Source organism: Streptomyces sp. NPDC041796 (assembly GCF_055590785.1).
Window position 1 is genome coordinate 202745 of the sequence record NZ_JBVJAH010000005.1, and the last position, 22263, is coordinate 225007.

The 22263-nt window shown below is 72.4% G+C and carries 18 protein-coding genes; 4 read left to right on the top strand and 14 right to left on the bottom strand.

All coding sequences use genetic code 11. The annotated features are described in order from the left end of the window. Window positions 1-372: 372 nt before the first annotated feature. The 6 genes from ACZ6C1_RS11820 to ACZ6C1_RS11845 all read right to left on the bottom strand — a co-directional run bounded on the left by ACZ6C1_RS11820 (window position 373) and on the right by ACZ6C1_RS11845 (window position 8128). On the bottom strand, window positions 373-1218 hold the full coding sequence (locus tag ACZ6C1_RS11820; RefSeq protein WP_469240113.1) for a siderophore-interacting protein: 846 nt from the start codon (window positions 1216-1218) through the stop codon (window positions 373-375). A gap of 5 nt (window positions 1219-1223) precedes the next feature. Beyond that, window positions 1224-2267 (bottom strand): ABC transporter substrate-binding protein, encoded by a 1044-nt coding sequence (locus ACZ6C1_RS11825; protein ID WP_469240359.1) that lies wholly within the window; start codon window positions 2265-2267, stop codon window positions 1224-1226. A gap of 179 nt (window positions 2268-2446) precedes the next feature. Next, window positions 2447-3607, bottom strand: coding sequence for an acyl-CoA dehydrogenase family protein (locus tag ACZ6C1_RS11830; protein ID WP_351808570.1), 1161 nt, complete (start codon window positions 3605-3607; stop codon window positions 2447-2449). 3 nt (window positions 3608-3610) lie between these two features. Further along, window positions 3611-4564 carry a hydroxymethylglutaryl-CoA lyase gene (locus ACZ6C1_RS11835; RefSeq protein WP_469240114.1) on the bottom strand — a complete coding sequence of 318 codons (954 nt, stop codon included), beginning with the start codon at window positions 4562-4564 and terminating at the stop codon, window positions 3611-3613. Continuing rightward, entirely contained in the window at window positions 4561-6504 is a 1944-nt protein-coding gene (locus ACZ6C1_RS11840) for an acetyl/propionyl/methylcrotonyl-CoA carboxylase subunit alpha (RefSeq protein WP_469240115.1), read from the bottom strand. The genes ACZ6C1_RS11835 and ACZ6C1_RS11840 overlap by 4 nt, the downstream gene beginning before the upstream one ends. Window positions 6505-6511: 7 nt before the next feature. Continuing rightward, window positions 6512-8128 carry a carboxyl transferase domain-containing protein gene (locus tag ACZ6C1_RS11845; protein ID WP_469240116.1) on the bottom strand — a complete coding sequence of 539 codons (1617 nt, stop codon included), beginning with the start codon at window positions 8126-8128 and terminating at the stop codon, window positions 6512-6514. A gap of 77 nt (window positions 8129-8205) precedes the next feature. On the opposite strand from ACZ6C1_RS11845, the gene ACZ6C1_RS11850 reads away from it, so the two are divergent. Both ACZ6C1_RS11850 and ACZ6C1_RS11855 read left to right on the top strand, forming a co-directional pair. Next, window positions 8206-8784, top strand: coding sequence for an SACE_7040 family transcriptional regulator (locus ACZ6C1_RS11850; protein WP_469240117.1), 579 nt, complete (start codon window positions 8206-8208; stop codon window positions 8782-8784). 66 nt (window positions 8785-8850) lie between these two features. Next, the gene (locus tag ACZ6C1_RS11855) at window positions 8851-9618 is read left to right on the top strand and encodes a phosphatase (RefSeq protein WP_469240118.1); all 768 of its coding nucleotides are present in this window, start codon (window positions 8851-8853) and stop codon (window positions 9616-9618) included. A gap of 22 nt (window positions 9619-9640) precedes the next feature. Here ACZ6C1_RS11855 and ACZ6C1_RS11860 read toward each other — a convergent pair whose 3' ends face one another. The 4 genes from ACZ6C1_RS11860 to ACZ6C1_RS11875 form a co-directional block, all read right to left on the bottom strand. After that, the gene (locus tag ACZ6C1_RS11860) at window positions 9641-10108 is read right to left on the bottom strand and encodes a hypothetical protein (RefSeq protein ID WP_469240119.1); all 468 of its coding nucleotides are present in this window, start codon (window positions 10106-10108) and stop codon (window positions 9641-9643) included. A gap of 13 nt (window positions 10109-10121) precedes the next feature. After that, on the bottom strand, window positions 10122-11006 hold the full coding sequence (locus ACZ6C1_RS11865; protein WP_469240120.1) for an acyl-CoA thioesterase: 885 nt from the start codon (window positions 11004-11006) through the stop codon (window positions 10122-10124). A 5-nt stretch (window positions 11007-11011) separates the two neighbouring features. Beyond that, window positions 11012-12169, bottom strand: coding sequence for an acyl-CoA dehydrogenase family protein (locus ACZ6C1_RS11870; RefSeq protein WP_469240121.1), 1158 nt, complete (start codon window positions 12167-12169; stop codon window positions 11012-11014). Between the two features lie 97 nt (window positions 12170-12266). Next, window positions 12267-13673, bottom strand: coding sequence for a helix-turn-helix domain-containing protein (locus tag ACZ6C1_RS11875; RefSeq protein WP_469240122.1), 1407 nt, complete (start codon window positions 13671-13673; stop codon window positions 12267-12269). A 157-nt stretch (window positions 13674-13830) separates the two neighbouring features. Between ACZ6C1_RS11875 and speB the strand changes: the two genes are divergently transcribed. Together speB and ACZ6C1_RS11885 are read left to right on the top strand one after the other, a co-directional pair. After that, entirely contained in the window at window positions 13831-14820 is a 990-nt protein-coding gene (speB, locus tag ACZ6C1_RS11880; protein WP_469240123.1) for an agmatinase, read from the top strand. A gap of 199 nt (window positions 14821-15019) precedes the next feature. Continuing rightward, window positions 15020-16711, top strand: a complete 1692-nt coding sequence (locus ACZ6C1_RS11885) for a thiamine pyrophosphate-binding protein (protein WP_469240124.1) — start codon at window positions 15020-15022, stop codon at window positions 16709-16711. A gap of 72 nt (window positions 16712-16783) precedes the next feature. Here the strand turns inward: ACZ6C1_RS11885 and ACZ6C1_RS11890 are convergent, their stop codons facing one another. From ACZ6C1_RS11890 to ACZ6C1_RS11905, 4 genes are read right to left on the bottom strand one after another with little or no spacing between them, the layout of a single operon-like run. Beyond that, window positions 16784-17854: a C40 family peptidase gene (locus ACZ6C1_RS11890; protein ID WP_469240125.1), complete on the bottom strand. Its 1071-nt coding sequence runs from the start codon at window positions 17852-17854 to the stop codon at window positions 16784-16786. 28 nt (window positions 17855-17882) lie between these two features. Then, a complete protein-coding gene (locus ACZ6C1_RS11895) occupies window positions 17883-18365 on the bottom strand; it encodes a poly-gamma-glutamate biosynthesis protein PgsC/CapC (protein WP_469240126.1) in 483 nt (160 codons plus the stop codon). Then, window positions 18362-19837 (bottom strand): poly-gamma-glutamate synthase PgsB, encoded by a 1476-nt coding sequence (gene pgsB, locus ACZ6C1_RS11900; RefSeq protein WP_469240127.1) that lies wholly within the window; start codon window positions 19835-19837, stop codon window positions 18362-18364. Before pgsB ends, ACZ6C1_RS11895 begins: the two co-directional genes overlap by 4 nt. A 7-nt stretch (window positions 19838-19844) precedes the next feature. Next, a complete protein-coding gene (locus ACZ6C1_RS11905) occupies window positions 19845-22121 on the bottom strand; it encodes a HAMP domain-containing protein (RefSeq protein ID WP_469240128.1) in 2277 nt (758 codons plus the stop codon). Between the last annotated feature and the right edge of the window lie 142 nt (window positions 22122-22263).

Sequence of the window (22263 nt, forward strand, 5' to 3'; positions counted from 1 at the left end):
ACAGGAGGGGCTGAGGAGCCGCGTGGAAGTAAGGTTAGCCTAACCTAATTTGAACGTGAAACCGAATCGGAGGTCTCACCGAGCCCTGGAATCCCGCCCGTTACGGGCGGAACGGCGGGCCTCCCCGGAGGGCCGGGGGATGGGGGCGCGGGGCGGGGCATGGGCGCCCCGGCGCGGGGGTGGGGGCGGGGCCCGGGCGCCCCGGCGCGGAGGGGGGGCAGGGCCCGGGTGCCCCGGAGCGCGGGGTGTGGGGGTGCGGGGGTGCGGAATCCGGGTGCTTTCCGGGCCGAGGGGAGCGGTGGCGCCGGGCGGGACGTGGGTGCGCCCCGGGGCGGAGGCCCCGGGGCGTCGGCGTGCGGTCGGTGAGCCGGGCTAGGACTCGTCCTCGGTGGCGTCCGGCACCTCGCGCAGGGCGTCCTCGCTCAGGCCCTTGCGCCAGTAGCCGACGAACGTCACGCGCCGGCGGTCGATCCCGCGCTCGTTGACGAGGTGGCGGCGCAGCGCCTTGACCGAGCCGGACTCGCCCGCGATCCAGGCGTAGGGAGCGGTGCCGGACAGCTCGGCGGCGCGTACGGCGTCGACGGCGGCGGGCGCGCCCTCCTCCCGGACCAGCCAGGTGATGGTGGCGTCGGCCTCGGTCTCCAGCTCCAGCCGGTCGGCCGCGTACGGCACTTCCAGCCACACCTGCGCCCGGGTCCCGGCCGGCAGCCACTCCAGGATCGACGAGGCGGCGGGCAGCGCCGTCTCGTCGCCCCAGATCAGCACCTCGTCCGCGTCCTCCGGCAACCGGAAGCGCACACCGGTGTTGTCGGCGACCGTCGGGCCGAGGACGACCACCCGGTCCCCCTCCGAGGCCTGTGCGGCCCAGCGGCACGCCGGACCGCCGTCCTCGTGGAGGGCGAAGTCGATGTCGACCTCGGTCGTCCCGTCGTCGGTGCGGCGCTGCTCGCGCACGGTGTACGAGCGCATCACCGCCCGCACGTCGTCGGGCATGGCCCGCCACGCGCCGAGCGCGCCGTACAGGTCCCCGTCGACCACCGGCGGCATGACCGGCTCGGGCTGGCCGGGGTGCGGCAGGAAGAGCGACAGGCTCTGGTCGCGGCCCCCGGCGGCGAAACCCTTCAGTTCCTCGTCGGACACCCCGGTGAAGGTGACGCGGACCAGCGACGGGCCGAGCCGGCGCGTCCGCGCCACCTTGAGGGAGAAGAATCCGAACATGCGGCTCAGGCCACCTTCTTGGCGTTCTCGATCGCCTTGGCGAGGTCCTCCAGGAGGACGGCGCACTTGTCGTACGAGTAGATCGGCTCGGTGAAGCGCGGGACGACCTGACCGGCCTTCACGGCCGGAAGCTGGGCCCAGGTCGGCTTGGACTTCAGGTCCGCGGGCTGGATGGCCTGGCTGCGGTTGTCCATCATGATGATGTCGGCCGGGTACTTGTCGAGGTTCTCCCAGCTGAGCTCCTCGAAGTAGCCCTGGGCGTTCACCTTCGGCTTCACGAACTTCACGCCCAGCTCCTCGAAGTACGCGGTGTCCGCGGACATCTTGGCGAGCGAGACGTAGAACAGCTCCGCGCTGGCCGAGCCGATCATGACGCGGATCTCGGGCCGGGCCTTCGCGGCGGCGCGCAGGGTGGCGGCGGCCTTCTCGAAGCGGGCCTTGGCATCGACGGTCTTCTTGGCCTTCAGGTCCGCGCCGAGCGACTCGGCCAGCTCGGCGTGGCGCTGCAGGGCCTTCGGCATCGTGGTGTTGGCGGCCCACAGGGCGACGGTCGGCGCCAGCTTGACGATCTTGTCGTGCGACTGCGGCGGCAGGTACCACAGGACGTCCTTGTCCCACATCGCCGAGACCAGCAGCTCGGGCTCGAGCTTCAGGTACTCCTCGATGTTGAAGGTGCCCCAGACGTTACCGAGGTTCTTCACCTTGGTGACGTCGAGGTCACCGGCCTGGATGTCCGGCTTGTCCTTGCCGGTCTTCGGGTCCTTGACGGTCGTCGGGCCGAAAACGCCCTTGACCTCGATGCCGTAGTCGTGCAGAGCGGCGGCGGTCCCGATGAAGGCGACGATGTTCTTGGGCGTGGTCTTCAGCTCGACGGCCTTGTTGCGGTCGTCGGTGAACTTCCACGGGCCGGACTTCTCGGCGGCCTTGGAAGAGCCCTTGTCGTCTTTGCCTCCGCCACAAGCGACGAGCGCGGCGCCGAGCCCGAGGGCGCCGCCCGCGGCGAGCAGGCCGCGACGGGTGAGGTGGGTGGCTCGGGCGTTGCTGGGCATGGCGGAGTCGCTTTCGTACGGCCGCATTCGGCCACTGGGCAAGTTCGAAGGTAGGTTAGCCTAACCTCACGCCTTGTCCAGGGGGTGCCCCCCTGTGCGATGCGACACGGGGGCGCCGCCGGGCCGGACGCGCCGCGGCCGCCACCGGGGGAGGGTGGCGGCCGCCGCGTAGCCGACGGTCAGGCCGACAGACCCAACTCCCGTGCGATCAGCATGCGCTGGACCTCGCTGGTGCCCTCGCCGATCTCCAGGATCTTGGAGTCCCGCCACATACGGGCCACCGGATACTCGTTCATGAAGCCGTAGCCGCCGTGGATCTGGGTGGCCTCACGGGCGTTGTCGACGGCGACCGTCGACGAGTACAGCTTCGCCAGCGCGGCCTCCTTCTTGAACGGCTCCCCGCTCACCAGCCGGGACGCCGCGTCACGCCAGCCGATCCGGGCCATGTGCGCCCGCATCTCCATGTCGGCGATCTTGAACTGGATGGCCTGGTTGTCACCGATGGGCCGCCCGAACGCGTGCCGCTCCTTGGCGTACTTCACCGACTCGTCCACACACCCCTGCGCCAGGCCCGTCGCGAGCGCCGAGATGGCGATACGGCCCTCGTCGAGGATGCGCAGGAACTGGGCGTACCCGCGGCCCTCCTCGCCCAGCAGGTTCGACACCGGGACGCGGACGTCGGAGAAGGACAGCTCCCGGGTGTCCGACGCGTTCCAGCCGACCTTCGAGTAGGGCGCCGCGACCGTGAAGCCGGGGGTGCCGGAGGGGACGATGATCGAGGAGATCAGCGGCTTGCCCTCGGGGGTGCGGCCGGTGACGGCGGTGACCGTGACCAGGCCCGTGATGTCCGTACCCGAGTTGGTGATGAAGCACTTGGAGCCGTTGATGACCCACTCGTCACCGTCGCGTACGGCGGTGGTGCGGGTGCCGCCCGCGTCCGAGCCCGCGCCCGGCTCCGTCAGGCCGAACGCGCCCAGGATCTCGCCGCTGCACATGCGCGGCAGCCACTGCCGCTTCTGCTCCTCGGTGCCGAAGCGGTAGACCGGCATCGCGCCGAGCGAGACGCCCGCCTCCAGGGTGATGGCCACGGACGAGTCCACCCGGGCCAGCTCCTCCAGGGCGATGCCGAGCGCGAGGTAGTCGCCGCCCATACCGCCGTACTCCTCCGGGAAGGGCAGCCCGAACAGGCCCATCTGCCCCATCTCGCGGACGATCTCGTACGGGAACTCGTGGCGCTCGTAGAAGTCGCCGATCTTCGGGGCGACGACCTCGTGGGCGAACTCCTCCACGGTGCGGCGCAGTTCCTCGTGCTCCGGGGAGAGCCGGTGGTCCAGGGACATGACTCAGGACTCCTTGTGGGAGGCCGCGCCGCCGAGGGCGCGGACGGTGCGGGACGGGCTGGGACGGCCCAGTTGTCCGGCCAGCCACACGCTCGTGGCGGTGAGCCGGCCGAGGTCGACCCCGGTGTCGATGCCGAGGCCGTGGAGCATCCACACGAGGTCTTCGGTGGCGAGGTTCCCGGTGGCGGACTTGGCGTACGGGCAGCCGCCGAGGCCTCCGGCGGAGGCGTCGACGGTGGTGACGCCGTGCCGGAGCGCGGTGAGGGTGTTGGCGAGTGCCTGGCCGTAGGTGTCGTGGAAGTGCACGGCCAGCGTGTCCGTCTCGACGCCCGCCTCGTTCAGCGCGGTGAGCAGGTGCCGTACGTGGCCGGGGGTGGCCACGCCGATGGTGTCGCCGAGGCTCAGCTCGTCGCAGCCCATGTCCCTCAGGCGCCGGCAGACGGCGACGACCTGGTCGACCGGGACTGGTCCTTCCCAGGGGTCGCCGAAGCACATGGACAGATAGCCGCGCACGGTCAGGCCGTGCTCGATGGCGCGGGTGACGACCGGGGCGAACATGGCGAGCGCCTCGTCGACCGTGCGGTTGAGGTTGGCCTTGGCGAACGACTCGGTGGCACTGGCGAACACGGCCACCTCGCGCGCACCGAGGGCGAGCGCCCGGTCCAGCCCCCGCTCGTTCGGCACGAGGACCGGCAGGCGTACGCCCTCCAGGTCCCGGACGAGCGGGAAGAGCGCTTCGGCGTCGGCGAGTTGGGGCACCCACTTGGGGTGCACGAAGCTGGTCGCCTCGATCGTGGTCAGCCCCGCCCCCGCCAGGCGCCGGACGAACTCGGCCTTCACCTCGGTCGGGACGACGCCCTGCTCGTTCTGCAGGCCGTCACGCGCCCCGACCTCGTGGATCCGCACGCGCGCGGGCAGGCCGTCCTCGGGGACGGTCATGGGAAGCCCTGTGGTCATGCCTCCACCTCCTCCTTGGGAATCACCACGGCCAGCACCTGGTCCATGGCGACGGTGGTGCCGGGCGTGACGTCCAGCTCCGCGACGGTGCCGTCGTGCGGGGCGGAGATGACGTGCTCCATCTTCATGGCCTCGACGACGACCAGCCCCTGCCCGGCCGTCACCTCGTCCCCGACGGCCACCTTCACGACGGTGACCGTCCCGGGCATGGGCGCGGTGAGCGAATCGGCCCCGGCGTGCGCGCTCCGGCCGAGCGACGCCTCCACGGGGTCGTGGTCCAGCACGCTCCAGCTGTCCCCGTCCCGGCCGAGCCACGTCCCGGCACGGTGGAAGGTGTGGGTGAGGCCGTCCAGGGTGACCGTGACCCGGTCGTCGGTCACACGCGCGTGGCCCCGGGTCCGGTGGGTGACCGGTTCGTGGCCCGGGACGCGCAGCCAGTGGGTCACCGGCACGCTGTCGCCGCCGAGCCGCCACCCGCTGGGCACCGAGAACGGGTCCGTCCAGCCGGTCGCGTCCGGCCGGGGCCCGAGCCGGGCCTCCCGTACCGCCGCCGCGGCCTCGTACACCTCCTCGGGGACGCCCTCGGGAACGAGCCCGTCCACGTCCCGCTCCACCAGGCCGGTGTCCAGGTCGCCCGAGACGACGTCCGGGTGGGCGAGGAGGCGGCGCAGGAACCCGGCGTTCGTCGGGACGCCGAGCGTGACCGTGTCGGCCAGGGCCGCCCGGAGCTTGCGCAGCGCGGTCGGGCGGTCCGGGCCGTGCACGATGACCTTGGCGAGCATCGGGTCGTACAGGCTGGAGACCTCGGTGCCCTCGCTCAGGCCCGAGTCGGTGCGCACCCCGTCGCCCCGCGGCTCGTTGAGCGCCAGCACCGTGCCGCCCGAGGGGAGGAAGCCCCGGGAGGGGTCCTCGGCGCAGATGCGGGCCTCGATGGAATGGCCGGTGAGCGTGATGTCGTCCTGGGCGAACCCGAGGGGCTCCCCGGCGGCCACCCGCAGCTGCCACTCCACCAGGTCCACGCCCGTGATCAGCTCGGTCACCGGGTGCTCGACCTGGAGCCGGGTGTTCATCTCCATGAAGTAGTACGCGGAAGGGTCGCCGCCCGGGACGATGAACTCCACCGTCCCCGCGCCCCGGTAGCCGCACGAGCGGGCCGCCTGCACGGCCGCCTCGCCCATCGCCGCGCGGGTCTTCTCGTCCAGCAGGACGGAAGGGGCCTCCTCGATGATCTTCTGGTGGCGGCGCTGGAGGGAGCACTCGCGCTCGCCGAGGTGGACGACATTGCCGTGTCCGTCCGCCAGGACCTGGATCTCGATGTGCCGGGGCCGGTCGATCCACCGCTCCACCAGCAGCGTGTCGTCACCGAACGACGCCCGCGCCTCGCGCCGCGCCGCGGCGATCTCGTCCAGCAGGGCCGACTCGACCCGGGTGAGGCGCATGCCCTTGCCGCCGCCGCCCGCCGAGGGCTTGAGCAGCACCGGCATGCCGATCTCCCGCGCGGCGGCGGCCAGTTCCTCGTCGCTCAGCCCGCTGCCCGAGGAGCCGGGCACGACCGGCACACCGGCGGCCTTCACGGTCTCCTTGGCGCGGATCTTGTCGCCCATGAGGGCGATCGCGGAGGCCGGCGGTCCGATGAAGACCAGGCCGGCGTCCTCGCAGGCCTGCGCGAAGGCGGCGTTCTCCGCCAGGAAGCCGTACCCGGGGTGGACGGCCTGCGCGCCGGTCCGCTCCGCCGCCTCCAGCAGCCGGTCCACCCGCAGATAGCTCTCGGTGGCGGGCGGCGGCCCGATCCGTACCGCCGTGTCCGCCTCCCGTACGTGCCGGGCGTCGGCGTCCGCGTCGCTGAAGACGGCGACCGAGCGGATGCCGAGGGCCCGCAGCGTACGGATGACGCGGACCGCGATCTCGCCCCGGTTGGCGACAAGAACAGTCGTGAACATCAGTCCCTCACATCCGGAAGACGCCGAACTGGGGGTCTCCCAGCGGGGCGTTGGCGCAGGCGGTCAGGGCCAGACCCAGCACCTGGCGGGTCTCCAGCGGGTCGATCACGCCGTCGTCCCAGAGCCGGGCCGTGGCGTAGTACGCGTTCCCCTGCTGCTCGTACTGCGCGCGGATCGGGTCCTTGAACGCCTCTTCCTCGTCGGCGGACCAGGACTCGCCGCGCGCCTCGATCTGGTCGCGCTTGACGGTGGCGAGGACGGAGGCGGCCTGCTCGCCGCCCATGACGGAAATCTTGGCGTTGGGCCACATCCACAGGAAGCGGGGGCTGTAGGCCCGGCCGCACATCGAGTAGTTGCCCGCGCCGTACGAACCGCCGACGACGACCGTCAGTTTCGGCACGCGCGTGCAGGCGACGGCGGTGACCATCTTGGCGCCGTGCTTGGCGATGCCGCCCGCCTCGTAGTCCCGGCCGACCATGAAGCCGGAGATGTTCTGGAGGAACAGCAGCGGGATGCCGCGCTGGTCGCACAGCTCGATGAAGTGGGCGCCCTTCTGGGCGGACTCGGCGAACAGGATGCCGTTGTTGGCGACGATCCCGACCGGGTGGCCGTGGATCCGGGCGAAGCCGGTGACCAGCGTCTGCCCGAACTCGGACTTGAACTCCTGGAACCGCGATCCGTCCACGATCCGCGCGATGATCTCCCGCGCGTCGTACGGCGTGCGCGAGTCGACCGGCACCGCGCCGTACAGTCCCGCCGGGTCGACCTTGGGCTCCTCGGAGGGCTCCACGGACCAGGGCAGCGGGCCCCGGGCGGGGAGCGTCGAGACGATGTTCCGCACGATCCGCAGCGCGTGCGCGTCGTCCTCCGCGAGGTGGTCGGTGACCCCGGACGTACGGGAGTGGACCTCGCCGCCGCCCAGCTCCTCGGCCGTGACGACCTCCCCGGTCGCGGCCTTCACCAGCGGCGGGCCGCCCAGGAAGATCGTGCCCTGGTTCCGGACGATCACGGCCTCGTCGCTCATCGCGGGCACGTAGGCGCCGCCCGCCGTGCAGGACCCCAGCACCGCGGCGATCTGCGGGATGCCGGCGCCCGACATACGGGCCTGGTTGTAGAAGATCCGCCCGAAGTGCTCCCGGTCGGGGAAGACCTCGTCCTGCTTGGGCAGGAAGGCGCCGCCCGAGTCCACCAGGTAGACGCAGGGGAGGCGGTTCTCCAGGGCCACCTCCTGGGCGCGGAGGTGCTTCTTGACCGTCATCGGGTAGTACGTGCCGCCCTTGACCGTCGCGTCGTTCGCCACGACGACGACCTCCCGGCCGGAGACCCTGCCGATACCGGCGATCACTCCCGCGGCCGGGGCCTGCCCCTCGTACATGCCCTCGGCCGCCAGGGGGGCGAGCTCCAGGAACGGGGAGCCGGGGTCCAGAAGGGTGTCCACACGGTCGCGCGGCAGCAGCTTGCCGCGCGCGGTGTGCCGGGCGCGGGCCTTCTCACCGCCGCCCAGCCGGGCGGCGGCCAGCCGGGCGCGCAGCCCGTCGGCCAGCTCGTGGTGCGCCGCCTCATTGGCCTGCCAGGCGGCGGAGGCCGGATCTGCCGTGCTGGTCAGCACGGGCGCCTGCTGCATCTTGCCCCCAGTTAATGACCGTTAACGTGTGTCCATCAGGTTAACGACCGCTAACCGCCTTGTCTAGAATCAATCCCATGAGCACCAGGACCGACGCCCCGACGCGCCGCGAACAGATCCTCAAGGAGGCCGCCCGCCTCTTCGCCGAGCGCGGCTTCCACGGCGTAGGCGTCGACGAGATAGGAGCCGCGGTCGGCATCAGCGGCCCGGGCCTCTACCGGCACTTCCCCGGCAAGGACGCCATGCTCGCCGAACTGCTGGTCGGCATCAGCGAGCGGCTCCTCGACGGCGGCCGGCGACGCGTACAGGAGGCGGCGGGCGACCCCGAGGCGCTGCTCGGCTCGCTCATCGACGGGCACATCGACTTCGCGCTCGACGACCGCCCCCTGATCACCCTGCACGACCGCGAGCTGGACCGCCTCCGGGAGAGCGACCGAAAGAGGGTGCGGCAGCTCCAGCGGCAGTACCTCGAGCTGTGGGTCTCGGTGGTGCGCGAGCTGTACCCGGCGCCCCCGGAGGCGGAGGCGCGGGCCACCGTCCACGCCGTGTTCGGCCTGCTCAACTCGACCCCGCACATCGGCCTGCTCGGCCGCACGGCCATGGAGGCCCTGCTGCGCCGACTGGCCCACGGGGCGTTCGGGTCGCTGGCGGGCTGAGGCGCGACACGTCCACGGGGCGGAATGACACCGCCACGCCCCGTGCAGGGGCGGCACAATGGGGCCATGCCGATACCCAGCCGTGCCGCCCTCGTCGAGCACCTCGTCCGTACCCGTATCGCCGGAGACGTCGCCACGCCCCGCGACAACAACCTCTCCCACTACCGCAAACTGGCGAACGGCGACCGCCACTACTGGCTCGGCCTGGAGCTGGGGGACCGGTGGACCGACGAGCAGGACGTGCTCGCCGTGATGGCCGAGCGGTGCGGGGTGATCGACGACCCGGCGCACCGCGCCGGACAGGACACCATCGACCCGGAGCTGACCGTCGACGCCCTGGACCGGATGGCCGCCCGGCTGCGGAAGGCGGCGGCCGGGAGGCAGCGGGTGCTGTTCGCGACCGGGCACCCCGGCGCGCTGCTGGACGTGCACAGCAGAACCGCGGCCGCCCTTCGGGCCGCGGGGTGCGACATCGTCCGGATCCCGGGCGGGCTCGTCGCGGACGAGGGGTACGTCGTCCAGTTCGCGGACGTGGCGGTCTTCGAGCGCGGCGCCAGCCTGTGGCACACACACTCGCCGGAGCCGATGAACGCCATCCTGGACCACCTGGAGGTGCAGCCGGACCTCGTGGTGGCGGACCACGGCTGGGCGGGCCGCGCCGGCCAGCGGGGCATCGACTCCGTCGGTTACGCCGACTGCAACGACCCCGCCCTGTTCATCGGCGAGGCGGAGGGCACCATGCAGGTCACGGTGCCGCTGGACGACCACGTCATCGACCCGCGCTTCTACGAGCCGATGACGGAGTACCTGCTGGACGCGGCCGGGCTGCTCTGACCCGGGTGGCGATGTGAGCGGCTCAGCGGGCCTTCGCCCCGCGCGGGGGGCCGCTCAGCTCGTCCCGGGCGGCGTCCATGAAGGCGTGCCGCCGCTCCCGCTTGGCCGGGAGCGCCGCGGCCGCCGTGCCGCCCCGCACGCGCGCGTGCAGCGCCCTGGCGTAGTCCCGCGCGGCCCCGGCCGTCTCGTACGAGCAGACCAGCTCCACGGCCTTCGTCGCCAGCCACAGCTCGTGCAGCGCCTCCTCGTCGCCGCTGCACGCGTCCGACAGGCCGAGGTTCCTGCTGTCGAGCACCAGCTCGATCCGCTGCGCCGAGCCCAGGAAATCCATGATGGCCGTCTTGCGCTCCGCGCGTTCGGTGGCGGACCGCTCCCACTGGTGGCGCCGGCTCTCGACCCGGGTCGACAGGTGCTGGCCTATGAGCGTGCCCAGCGTGCCCAGCAGAACTCCCGCCAGGGCCAGGGCCGTTCCCCCTGTCAGCGTTTCCATGGCGCCAAGGAAATCACCCCCGGGGGACCCGCACCACGCCCTCCTGGATGACGGAGATCGCCAGCCGGCCGTCCTGGGTGTAGATCCGCGCCTGGCCCAGCCCCCGGCCGCCCGAGGCCGACGGGGACTCCTGGTCGTACAGGAGCCACTCGTCCGCCCGGAAGGGACGGTGGAACCACATGGCGTGGTCCAGTGACGCGCCGACCACGTCGCCGACCGCCCAGCCGCCGCGCCCGTGGGCGAGGAGCACCGAGTCGAGCAGCGTCATGTCGGAGACGTACGTCGCCAGGCACACGTGCAGCAGCGGATCGTCGGCGAGCTTGCCGTTGGTGCGGAACCACACCTGGGAGCGCGGCTCGCGGCGCACGCCCGCCGTGCCGTACGGGGGCTCCTCGACGTACCGCAGGTCGACCGCCGCCCGGGCCTCCAGGAGGCGGTCCACCGTGTCGGGGTGGACGAACCGGTCCGCGTACCGGGGCAGCAGCTCGGCGGCCGTGGGGAGCGTCTCGGGCGCCGGGGCGGGCGGCATGCCGGCCTGGTGCTCCAGGCCCTCCTCGTACGTCTGGAACGAAGCCGACAGGTGGAAGATCGGCAGGCCGTGCTGGACGGCGACGACCCGGCGCGTGGTGAACGAGAAGCCGTCGCGGATCCGGTCCACGGTGTAGACGATCGGCGCGCCCGGGTCCCCGGGGCGCAGGAAGTACGCGTGCAGGGAGTGCGCGAGCCGGTCCTCCGGGACGGTCCGGCCGGCCGCCACCAGGGCCTGCGCGGCGACCTGCCCGCCGAAGACGCGCGGGACGATCGCCGAGCGGGACCGGCCCCGGAAGATGTCCTGCTCGATCCGCTCCAGGTCGAGCAGATCGAGCAGTTCATCGAGCGGCTGGGGGCTTTCGGCCACAGGGACTACAGACCCATCGACTTGGCGATGATCGTCTTCATGATCTCGCTGGTGCCGCCGTAGATGCGGTTGACGCGGTTGTCCGCGTACAGGCGGGCGATCGGGTACTCGTTCATGTAGCCGTAGCCGCCGTGCAGCTGGAGGCAGCGGTCGATGACGCGGTGGGCGACCTCGGTGCAGAAGAGCTTGGCGCTGGCGGCCTCGGCCGGGGTCAGCTCACCCGCGTCCAGGGCCTCCAGGGCGCGGTCGGCGACGGCCTCGGCGGCGTCGACCTCGGCCTGGCAGGCGGCCAGCTCGAACTTGGTGTTCTGGAAGTGCGCGACCGGCTTGCCGAAGACCGTGCGGTCCGTGACGTACTGCTGGGCGAAGCGGATGGCGGCCTTGGCCTGGGCGTAGGCGCCGAAGGCGATGCCCCAGCGCTCGGAGGCCAGGTTGTGGCCGAGGTAGTAGAAGCCCTTGCCCTCCTCGCCGAGCAGGTCCTCGACCGGCACCTTGACGTCGACGAACGCCAGCTCGGCGGTGTCGGAGGTGCGCAGGCCGAGCTTGTCCAGCTTGCGGCCGATGGAGTAGCCCTCGGACTTGGTGTCCACCGCGAACAGCGAGATGCCGAAGCGGCGGTCCTCGGCGGAGGGGGCCGAGGTGCGGGCGCAGACGATCACACGGTCGGCGTGCACACCACCGGTGATGAAGGTCTTGGCGCCGTTGAGGACGTAGTGCGTGCCGTCCTCGGAGAGCTTGGCGGTGGTCTTCATGCCCGCGACGTCGGAGCCGGTGCCCGGCTCGGTCATCGCCAGCGCCCACATCTCCTCACCGGAGACGAAGTTCGGCAGGTAGCGCTTCTTCTGCTCGTCGGTGGCGAGCATCTTGATGTACGGCAGGGCGAGCAGCACGTGCACGCCGGAGCCGCCGAAGTTCACGCCCGCGCGCGAGGTCTCCTCGTACAGGACGGCCTCGAACTTGTGGGTGTCCAGGCCCGCGCCGCCGAACTCCTCGGGCACGTTGATGCCGAAGACGCCCAGCTCACCGAGCTTGTAGTAGAAGTCGCGCGGCGCCTGGCCCGCCGCGAACCACTCGTCGTAGACGGGGACGACCTCGGCCTCGATGAAGGCGCGGATGGTCTCCCGGAACGCCTCGTGGTCCTCGTTGAAAACGGTACGGCGCACGGACGCCTCCTCGTGGTGTCGCTGGGTAAGGTATGGCTAAGCGCTTGCTCAGGATAAGTTACCGGGCAGTCACCGAGCCTGTCCAGGGTCGTTCGCGTCACAACCACCGCAGCGCGAACCACAGCTCCATCCGGACCTCGGCCTCGTCCAGGTCCATGGAGAGCAGCGCCGCGCACCGCGCGATCCGCTGCCGGACCGTGTTCCGGTGCACGTCCAGCGCGGTCGCCGTACGGTCCCAGTTCCCGTGCAGGGACAGCCAGGCGCGCAAGGTCTCCCGCAGGGGCTCCGGCAGCGGGGCGAGGAGCGTGCGGGCGTAGACGGCCGCCTCCTCCGGGTCCAGCAGGGCGCCGATCCCGCCGGAGCGGTGCCGGGCGAGCGGCAGGTGCGCCGCCCGGGCGCGGCCGAGGGCGCGGGCCGCCTGGAGGTCGGCGGCACCCAGCTCCGAAGGGTCCGCCGGGGCGCTGACCCCGAGCGTCCAGCCCGGGTGCGGGGCGACGTCGCGGCCGGCGGGCAGCAGCGCCCGTACGGTGCCCTCCCGCACCTCCATCAGCGGCGTGCCCAGCGGCGGCGGGACGCCCTCGCCGTGCGCGTGCACCACCGTCCACGGCGCGTCGCCGAGCAGCGGGGCGACGTCGGCGGGGGCGGCGCCCAGCAGGAGCCGTACCAGGGCGGTGGAGCGCGTGGCCTCGTCGGCGCCCTGGTGCGGGGCGGTGAGCAGCGACAGGAGGACCACCGCCACGCCCGCGATCGTGTGGTCGCCCGCCTCCCGGCGCTCCGAGGCGAGGCCCAGCGTGAGACCGGGGCCGCCCCCGAGGGCGTACGCGGCGAGGTGCGTGCCGGCCACGGTGTCGGCCGCCGAGGCGGGGCGCGAGCCCGCGTGCGGCACCCGGGCCAGGCGCGCGAGGGCCGCCGCCGTCCCGGGCTCCAGCGCCCGGCCGGCCGCCGCGTACTCGGAGCCGTCCGGCGCGTACAGCGCGGCCCGCCCCGCCAGCCGGGACGCCAGCGCGCGCAGCACGGCCGGCACCGGGTCGGGGCGTGCCGCGGCGGTGGCCAGCGACTGCTGGGCCTCCGTCACCCGGCGCAGCTCCCGGTGGCGGGCCTCCGCCATGAGCCGCCACACCGCGCGCCCCACCGCCGCGAACGGGGTCCTCGGCGGCACCTCCAGCAGCGGCAGCCCGTGCCGCGCGCAGGCCGCGACCAGCCCCTCCGGCACCGTGTCGTACACCGGGGTCACCCCGAAGCCCAGCGCCGCCGCGCCCGCCGCGACGACCCGTGCGACGTACCGCTCGGGGTCCGGAAGCTGCACGCCCGCCGTCATCAGCAGCTCGCCGCCCAGCAGGTACGGGAACGGGTCGGCCATCTCGGAGGTGTGCACCCAGTGGATGTCGGTCTCACCCGGCCCGGCCAGCAGCCGCAGGCCGAGGTCCTCCCGGGAGAGCAGCGCGCTCAGCGGGACCGGCGGCGCCGGCGGGGCGGGCACCGGCCCGGCGACGGCTTCCGTCATGGACGCTTCCTCCATTCGAAGCCCGGACAATGGAGGAAACGTACACTTCTGCGCCGTCGTCCGGCCACCTACTGTCGTCCCGGCCGGCCATGCACACTCGAAGCAGTACACACCGGCACACAGCAGTACGTGACGACCGAAAGAAGGCCAACCGATCATGAGCACCCACGAGACGCCGCGCGGCCCCATCGACTCGTCCCGCGTCCCGCGGTACGCCGGCCCCGCGACGTTCGCGCGCCTGCCGCGCCTCGACGAGGTCGGCACCGCCGACGTCGCCGTCGTCGGTGTGCCCTTCGACTCGGGCGTCTCCTACCGCCCCGGCGCCCGTTTCGGCGGCAACGCCATCCGCGAGGCGTCCCGCCTCCTGCGCCCCTACAACCCGGCGCAGGACGCCTCACCCTTCGCGCTCGCCCAGGTCGCGGACGGCGGCGACATCGCCGTGAACCCGTTCAACATCAATGAGGCCGTGGAGACGGTCGAGGCCGCCGCCGACGACCTCCTCGGCACCGGCGCCCGCCTGATGACGCTGGGCGGCGACCACACCATCGCCCTGCCTCTGCTGCGCTCCGTCGCCAAGAAGCACGGCCCGGTCGCCCTGCTCCACTTCGACGCCCACCTCGACACCTGGGACACCTACTTCGGCGCCGAGTACACCCACGGCACCCCGTTCCGCCGCGCCGTCGAGGAAGGCATCCTCGACACCGAGGCCCTCTCCCACGTCGGCACGCGCGGCCCGCTGTACGGCAAGCAGGACCTGACCGACGACGAGAAGATGGGCTTCGGCATCGTCACCTCCGCCGACGTCTACCGGCGCGGCGCCGACGAGGTGGCCGACCAGCTGCGCCAGCGCATCGGCGACCGCCCGCTGTACATCTCCATCGACATCGACTGCCTCGACCCGGCCCACGCCCCGGGCACCGGCACCCCCGAGGCGGGCGGCATGACCTCCCGCGAACTGCTGGAGATCCTGCGCGGCCTCGCCTCCTGCAACCTGGTCTCCGCCGACGTCGTCGAGGTCGCCCCGGCGTACGACCACGCCGAGATCACCTCGGTCGCCGCGTCCCACACGGCGTACGAGCTGACGACGATCATGTCCCGCCAGATCGCCGCGGGCCGCGCCAAGGGCGCGGAGCACCAGGCGAAGTAGGCTCTCCCGCCGGGTGGCGGGCCCCGGGCCGTGGACCACGGGGCCCGCTCCCGGAACGGAACGGCGAGTGAGCCGAAGGGGCGCGGTGATGCCGAAACGGAGAGCACGCGCAGGTTCCGAGGAACGAGGAACCGAGCATGATCGACCGTCGGCATCGCCAACAGGCGCCCCGGAGGAGAACCGAGCCCCAAGGAGAACAGTGACCCACGACCACGACCTCGTGCTGCGGCCCACCGCCGCGCAGACCGAGGCGGCGCTCGATCCGCCGGCCGGCCGCACCGGCGGGGACCTCGTCGTCGAGACGCTGGCCGGGCTGGGGGCCACCACGGTCTTCGGGCTGCCCGGCCAGCACGCGCTCGGCATGTTCGACGCGCTGCGCCGCTCCAAGCTCCGGTACGTGGGCCTGCGCGTCGAGAACAACGCGGGTTTCGCCGCCGACGCGTACGGCAGGGTCACCGGCGAGGCCGCCCCACTCCTGCTGTCCACGGGCCCCGGCGCCCTGATGTCGCTGGCCGCGCTCCAGGAGGCGGCCGCGGCCAGCGCGCCGGTGCTCGCCATCGGCAGCCAGGTCCCGGCCGCCGGGCTGGGCGGCGGGCGCCGCGGCCACCTGCACGAACTGCGCGACCAGCAGGCCTCGTTCCGCGACATCGTCAAGTCCGTGCACACCGTGCGCACCCCGTCGCAGATCCCGTCCGCGATCGCCGCCGCCTGGGAGTCCGCGCTGACCGCGCCCCACGGCCCGGTGTGGGTGGAGATCCCCGCGGACGTCCTGTCGGCCGGGACGATCCTGCCCGTGGTCACCGCCATGGACGCCACCCCGGAGGACCTCCCGCCCCGCCCGGAGCTGACCGCGCTCGCCGCGCACCTGCTGGCGAACGCCGAACGGCCGGCGATCATCGCGGGCGGCGGAGTCGTACGCTCCGACGCCTCCGGCAAGCTCCGGGCCCTGGCCGAGCGGATCCAGGCGCCGGTGGTGACCACCTTCGGCGGCAAGGGCGCCTTCCCCTGGAAGCACCCGCTGTCCCTCCAGTCGTGGCTGGAGGACCGCCACACCACCGACTTCCTGGAGGACGCCGACGTCCTCCTCGTCGTCGGCTCCGGGCTCGGCGAACTGTCCTCGAACTACCACACCTTCGCCCCGCGCGGCCGGGTGATCCAGATCGAGGCCGACCTCGGCAAGCTGGAGTCCAACCACCCCGCCCTCGGGATCCACGCCGACGCGCGGCTCGCCCTCTCCGCCCTGCTGGAGACGGTCCCGCCGCGTACGGACGACACCGCCGCCGACCGCGTCCGCACGGTCCTGGCGAAGGTCCGGGAACGGATCGACGCCCAGGACCTCACCCTGGAGCGGCGGGTCCTCGACGCCGTACGCGACGCCCTCCCCGACGACGCGCCCAGCTTCTGGGACATGACGATCCTCGCCTACTGGGCCTGGTCCGCGTTCGACGCCCGCCGCCCCAACACCATGCACTCCGCCCAGGGCGCCGGCGGCCTGGGCTACGGCTTCCCGGCGGCGCTCGGCGCGGCCGCCGCCGACCCCACACGGCCGGTGCTCGCCGTCTCCGGCGACGGCGGCGCGATGTACTCGATCGCCGAGCTCGCCACGGCTAAGCAGTACGGGCTGGACGTCACCTGGCTGATCGTCGACGACGGCGGCTACGGCATCCTCCGCGAGTACATGACCGACGCCTTCGGCGAGGCCACCGGCACCGAGCTGGTCCGCCCCGACTTCGTCGCGCTCGCCGGGTCGTTCGGCGTCCCGGCCGTCCTGACGACACCGGACACCCTCCGGGAGGACCTCGCCGACTCCCTGGCCCGGCCCGGGCCCTCCGTCGTCGTACTGCCCGCCCTGCTGAGGATGTTCGCGCCGACGCACCTGGGCGCGAGCTGAGCGGAGACACCGACGGGGAAGGGCCGTACGGGAGCGGTCCCGTACGGCCCTTCGGCGTATCCGTCGACGCCCTTACAGGCGCTTCGCGCTGCGCAGCGCGCTCGCGTAGTAGCCGTTGCCGTCGAGCCGGGAGGTACCGCCCTTGTCGCCGATGGTGGGGCCGTTGACCTCTTCCCGGCTGGAGATGAAGATCCGGTGGCCGTCCGTGTCGACGCCCAGGTAGATGCCCGCGTGGTCCAGGCGCTGGCCGGTGCGCTGGTCCAGCTTGAAGAAGACCAGGTCGCCCGGCTGGAGCACGTCGATCGACGTGGGACGGTCCGCCGCGCCGACGCCCTTGAGCCGCAGGACGTCCGTGCCGAGGCGGGAGCGGGCCATGCCGTTCGCGGTACGCGGCAGGCCGTCGCCCTTCGCGTCGGACGACTTCAGCGGGTAGCGGGCACGGTAGCCCCACACCAGCCGCAGGAAGCCGGAGCAGTCCACGGAACGGGCCCGCCGGTCCTCCGGACGGATCGTGGTGCCGTCGCGGAAGGTGTACGGGATGCCGAGGTAGTCGTAGAAGTCGGACAGCTCTTCGCGCAGGTCGTTGCCCTGGCTGCCGTTCGGGTTGAGCGGCCCGAAGTGGGCGTCGCCCGCGTACGGGATGCCCTCGTCGTCCTTCTTGACCGGCGCGCCCTCGACGTACTGGAAGGCGAACGCGAAGACGTCGTCCTCCTCGCTGCCGTAGTACTGCTTGAACCAGTCCTTGAACCACTTCTCCTTCTCGGCGCCCTTGCGCCACGGCTCCGGCATCAGCCGTACCCAGTCCTCCGTCACCACCCGTGACTTGGTGCTGGCCGGCTCGGTGAAGGTACGGCTGGGGCCCTTGAGCGTGGCGGTACGGGCGCCGTCGGTGAACGTCGCGAGGACCTGTCCGTCCTGGCCGCGCAGCACCGAACGATCCGGGTTCCCGAGCCGCTCCCACTTCTGCGTCCCGCTCATCTGCCCGCTGCTGGACTCCAGGAGGGGAGTGTCGGTGACGGCCTGCACGGCGGGAGCCTTCGCCTGCTCCTCCTTGCGGAGCTCCACGGTCAGGTAGGCGCTGCCGGCCAGCAGGGCGAGCACGGTCACGGCGTGCAGGACGGGGCGTTTCTTCTTCGGGGGCATCACTGGGCTCCGTTGGTCAGGCGGACCGTCAGGCGGACGGCATGACGCCGAGAAGGATCCCGGCGGTGAGGACGACATAGGCCATGAGGGTCACCGATCCGGTGGCGAGGATCGTGGGGCCCTTGGGCTGGCGGACCAGCTGGTAGGCGATCAGGCCGGGGACGATGAAGCCCAGGGTCTGGTTGCTGTACATCAGCGGGAACTCCAGCGAGAGCACGATCATCACCGTGGCCTGGAGGATGACACCCGTGAGGACGACGGCGGCGAACAGCCGCTTGCCGTAGAGGATCACGAAGCGCTGCATCAGCAGGGTGCAGACGTACGTGAGGACGGTGACCCCGACGACCATCGCCGCGCGCTGGAGGTCCTCCACGAGGGTCAGCGCCAGCCAGCCGGGGGTGATCATGCCGCCCGGTGAGAGGTTCGTCGTGAGGTAGCAGACCAGAGAGAAGAGCAGGCCCAGCGCGATGCCGACCGCGGCGATCTCGGGCGTGAGGACGGAGGGGATCAACGGTGCTGCTCTCCTGGGTTGTGCCACTGCTGGAGGTCGTCGGCGGGGGCCGCGGGGGCCGTGCGCGGCTCGAACGGACCGCGCGGCGCGGCGGGTCCGGCCGCCGCGTGACCGGCGTGGGGCGGTGCCGGCGACGGCAGGGGGCGCTGGACGGCGTGCGGGGCGTACCGGGCCTCGTACGCCTCCGGGTACTGCTGATACGGGTCGATACGGGGGACGTACAGCTGCATCGTCTCGGCGGGGTCCGCCGGGGCGGTGGAACGCTGCGCCGGGGCGGGGTCGTCGGCGGACTCGTCCGGCGGGAGCTCCGCGAGGTGCTCCAGCAGGACCTCCCCCTGGCCGTGGATGTTGCCGATGGCGACCAGCGACGTGTCCGGGCCCAGCCGGCCGAGGAGCTGCGCCATGAACTCCTCCGGATCGCGCCGGTCACCGCCGAGGTCGACCGCGCGTGAGCGGAACTCCACCGGGATCGCGTCGATGGCGCTCTTGGCCGGGTGACCGATCACGAAGACCTGGTCCGGGTCGAGCTCCGGGATGATCTCGCCCATCTGCCCGTTGCGCTCGACACGGTCGGGCCGGCAGTTGATGACGACGTTCAGCGGCCGGTGGATCGCACCCAGGTCGAGGAGCTGGTTGATGTTCATCAGCGTCGACTCGGGGTCGTTGGCCGCGAAGACGTTGGCGAAGCGGAGCTTCTTGCCGTCCTCGGTGACGTACCGCTCGACGGAGAGGACACCCGGGTCCGGTGGGGCGTCGTACATGCCCTGGAGGGCGGTGGCGCGGTCCACGCCCAGCAGCTCGGCGACGCACAGGGCGATGGCCACGTTCTCCTTGAAGGTGAACCAGCTGAAGCCGCGCAGCTCCTCGTCGGTGACGGACTCGGGATCGGCGTACACGAGCCGGCAGTCACGCGCGTCCGCCTCCTCCTGGAGGATGTGGAAACGGTCCTTCTCGGCGGTGACGCAGATGCCGCCCTCCGGCATGGAGCGGCACAGCGAGCGCGCCACGTCGTCGAGGGTGGGGCCCATCTCGGCGAGGTGGTCCTCGCGGACGTTGCACAGCACGCCGATCGTGGACCGGATCAGCTTGGACTGGTTGATCTCCTGGAGCGCCGGCATCACGGCCATGCACTCGATGACGAGCGCGTCCGGGTGGTAGGCCGCCGCACGGCGCACGATGCCGATCTGTTCCACGACGTTGGCGATGCCGAACTTGCGGTAGACCGGCTCCTCCGTGGCGTCGGGGTGGATGAACCGCGCGGCCGTACCGGTGGTCTTGGCCACGGTCGTCAGCCCGCCGCCGCGCAGCGCGCCCGCGCACAGCCGGGTGATGGAGGACTTGCCGCGGATGCCGTTGACCAGCACGCGGGTGGGGATGTGGTCGAGGTTGGTGAAGTGCCGCCGCTGTTCGACGATTCCGGCGACCAGCAGGACGGCGGCGCACACCACCAGGACCGTGTAGAGGAAGAGCACGGTTCGGTCAGTTCCTTCCGGCGAGGGTCTTGGGTGTGCCGTCACGCCTGCGCTTCTCGTGGAGTTGCTGACGGATCAGCTCCAGGGAGCGGGCGACGGCCCCGACCTCGTCGTGGTGGCGCGGGTAGACGACGGTGCGGCGGTCCCCGTCCGCGAGCGCCTCGGCCTGGCCGGCCAGGGCGCGCAGCGGCCGTACGACGACGATGTGCAGCCAGCCCAGGCAGGCGGCGGCCGCGGTGGCGCCGAGGAGCCCCGCGAGGACCGTGCGGTTCTGGAGGCTGTACTCGGGGATGGCGAGCCCGGAGGCGGGCTGCCAGCTCACGACGGTCCAGCCGAGGTCCTTGACCGCGCCGCCGCCGACGAACGGTGCGGCGGCCGCGATCTGGATGCCGTCACCGGCCCGGTAGAGGACACCGCTGGCGCGCGGACTCATGCCGACCTTCTGGCTGGTGCCTGTGGCGAGGGTGTCGAGCCGGTCGTTCGGCAGCTCCTGGAAGGCGCGGTAGCCGGTGTTGCCGCCGATGACCCGGCGCTTCTCGTCCACCACGCGGACCTCACCGAGGCCGGGGCGCTTGAGCAGCGAGTTGAGGAAGTCGATGCGGAACTCCCCGACCACGGCCGCGCCGTCCCGGCCGGGGATCTCGGCGGTACCGGTGATCACCGGCTCCTTGCCGCCGTCCAGGACCCGGACCTGGGGGGCGGAGGGCCCCTTGGAGCCGGGGTTCCGCGGGTCGCCGCCGGCCCGGGCGAGGACCTTGCCGTCGGCGCCGAGCACGTACAGCGACGCGTACCGCCGGTGTTCGGCCATGGTGTGTTCGAGGACGGTGGTCATCTGGTCCTCGGCGGTGCGGTCGCCGATGAGGGAGGCGACGGACACCAGGTCGGCGTGGCCTTCGTTGAGGGCACGGCGCACCCGGTCGCTGAGGGTGTCGGTGCGCTCGCGCTGGTCGTTGACGATCTGCTGCGGTACGACGACGCCGTCGCCCGCCCGGTTGAGCAGCAGCAGGAGCGGCGCGCACCAGACGAGGAGCAGGACGCCGCAGACGGCGAGGAGGGCGCGGGCGCCGACCCGGCGGCGGCGGGGCACTGACGGGAGGCGGCCGGCGGCCCGGCCGGCCGGCCCGCCGGCGAGGCCGTCGCCGGTGCCGTCCTCACCGTCGCCCAGGAGCTGGCGGCGCAGCCGCTCCAGCGCGAGGCCGATCCGTGCCGACTCGCCGTACGGGGGCACGGCCACGGGCCGGGTGAGGTCGCCGCGGGTGAGACGGCGGCTCTCCAGGAACAGCCGGAGCAGCGGGCGCTGCACGGTACCGATGAGGACGGCGACGGCGAGCCCGCCGATGACCAGCAGCGCACCCGCGGCGGCCAGGCCGAAGACGGGGCTTCCGGTCACGGCCGGGGGTTCGGCGACCTTGACCATGGCGACGACGGTGAGCCCGAGGCCGGTGGCCACGGTCGTCTCGCCCGGCTGGGGGCCTGCGAGGGTGGCGTATCCGGCGATGGAGCGGTCACCCAGGTAGCGGTCACCGACCAGGCTGCCGCTGACCCCCCCGAAGCCGCCGGAACCGGGCTCCTTGCTCTGCTGCGGGTTCTGCCGGGACTTCACGGCCGCGGACGTCGCGAACGCCTTCATCTGCTTGGTGGACTCGGCGACCTCCGCGCGCTGGAGGTCGGTGAGGACCTGCTCGGGCTCCGGAATGCCGTCCTGGCTGAGGAGGTGCCCCTCCTGGTCGATCACGGCGATCGCCCGGAACCCGCCCAGGCTGATGCCCGGGAACTTCAGAGCGCTCGACGCGACCAGCAGCTTCTGCGGCTCGCCCTTCCAGGTGAGCAGGGCCAGGGACAGCAGCCGCGTCTCGCCGTTCTGGAGCCGCACCATGCGGGGCGCGAGACCGTTCTCGTCGGCGAGTTTGGTGCGGTCGATGGCGGTGAGGGGCAGGTGCTCGCCACGGGCGGCGAGGAGCCGGCCCGACTTGATCTCGATGACGGAGGTGCCCAGCCACTTCTGGTACACGTTGCCGAGCTTGTCCAGGACGGCGTCGGCGGGCACCGGGGCAGCGGCGCTGAAGAGCGTGGCGGACCTGTTCAGGTCGGTGACGCTCTCGTCGATCGCGGCCCGCAGCGCGATGGCGCCGTCCTCGGCGAAGTGCTGCTGGGACGTCAGCACGGCCTCGGGCACCCGGCCTTGGTCCACGCGGCCGAGAGCCAGGGCCGTGACGCCCGCCAGGGCGAGGAGCAGAACCGACAGAACCGCTATAGGGGGGCGTATGCCTCCCAAGAGCGACATGTCAGCTCTTCGGCGGGCCTTGTGCCGTCGCTGTGGGCGCGAAGCGGCCAAGGGTCGAGCTCCTCTCTGGGGACCCGGGCGGGGGATCGCCGCCGGGGCGTACGGGCAGGGGGAAGCGCACAGGAGTGCGACCCCGGAAGGT

Coding starts and splice junctions, on each gene's coding strand:
- speB (WP_469240123.1), top strand. CDS start 13,831: ATGAGCACCCACGAGACGCCGCGCGGCCCCATCGACTCGTCCCGCGTC.
- ACZ6C1_RS11850 (WP_469240117.1), top strand. CDS start 8,206: ATGAGCACCAGGACCGACGCCCCGACGCGCCGCGAACAGATCCTCAAG.
- ACZ6C1_RS11860 (WP_469240119.1), bottom strand. CDS start 10,108: ATGGAAACGCTGACAGGGGGAACGGCCCTGGCCCTGGCGGGAGTTCTG.
- ACZ6C1_RS11825 (WP_469240359.1), bottom strand. CDS start 2,267: ATGCCCAGCAACGCCCGAGCCACCCACCTCACCCGTCGCGGCCTGCTC.
- ACZ6C1_RS11905 (WP_469240128.1), bottom strand. CDS start 22,121: ATGTCGCTCTTGGGAGGCATACGCCCCCCTATAGCGGTTCTGTCGGTT.
- ACZ6C1_RS11845 (WP_469240116.1), bottom strand. CDS start 8,128: ATGCAGCAGGCGCCCGTGCTGACCAGCACGGCAGATCCGGCCTCCGCC.
- ACZ6C1_RS11820 (WP_469240113.1), bottom strand. CDS start 1,218: ATGTTCGGATTCTTCTCCCTCAAGGTGGCGCGGACGCGCCGGCTCGGC.
- ACZ6C1_RS11840 (WP_469240115.1), bottom strand. CDS start 6,504: ATGTTCACGACTGTTCTTGTCGCCAACCGGGGCGAGATCGCGGTCCGC.
- ACZ6C1_RS11830 (WP_351808570.1), bottom strand. CDS start 3,607: ATGTCCCTGGACCACCGGCTCTCCCCGGAGCACGAGGAACTGCGCCGC.
- ACZ6C1_RS11835 (WP_469240114.1), bottom strand. CDS start 4,564: ATGACCACAGGGCTTCCCATGACCGTCCCCGAGGACGGCCTGCCCGCG.
- ACZ6C1_RS11855 (WP_469240118.1), top strand. CDS start 8,851: ATGCCGATACCCAGCCGTGCCGCCCTCGTCGAGCACCTCGTCCGTACC.
- ACZ6C1_RS11890 (WP_469240125.1), bottom strand. CDS start 17,854: ATGCCCCCGAAGAAGAAACGCCCCGTCCTGCACGCCGTGACCGTGCTC.
- ACZ6C1_RS11875 (WP_469240122.1), bottom strand. CDS start 13,673: ATGACGGAAGCCGTCGCCGGGCCGGTGCCCGCCCCGCCGGCGCCGCCG.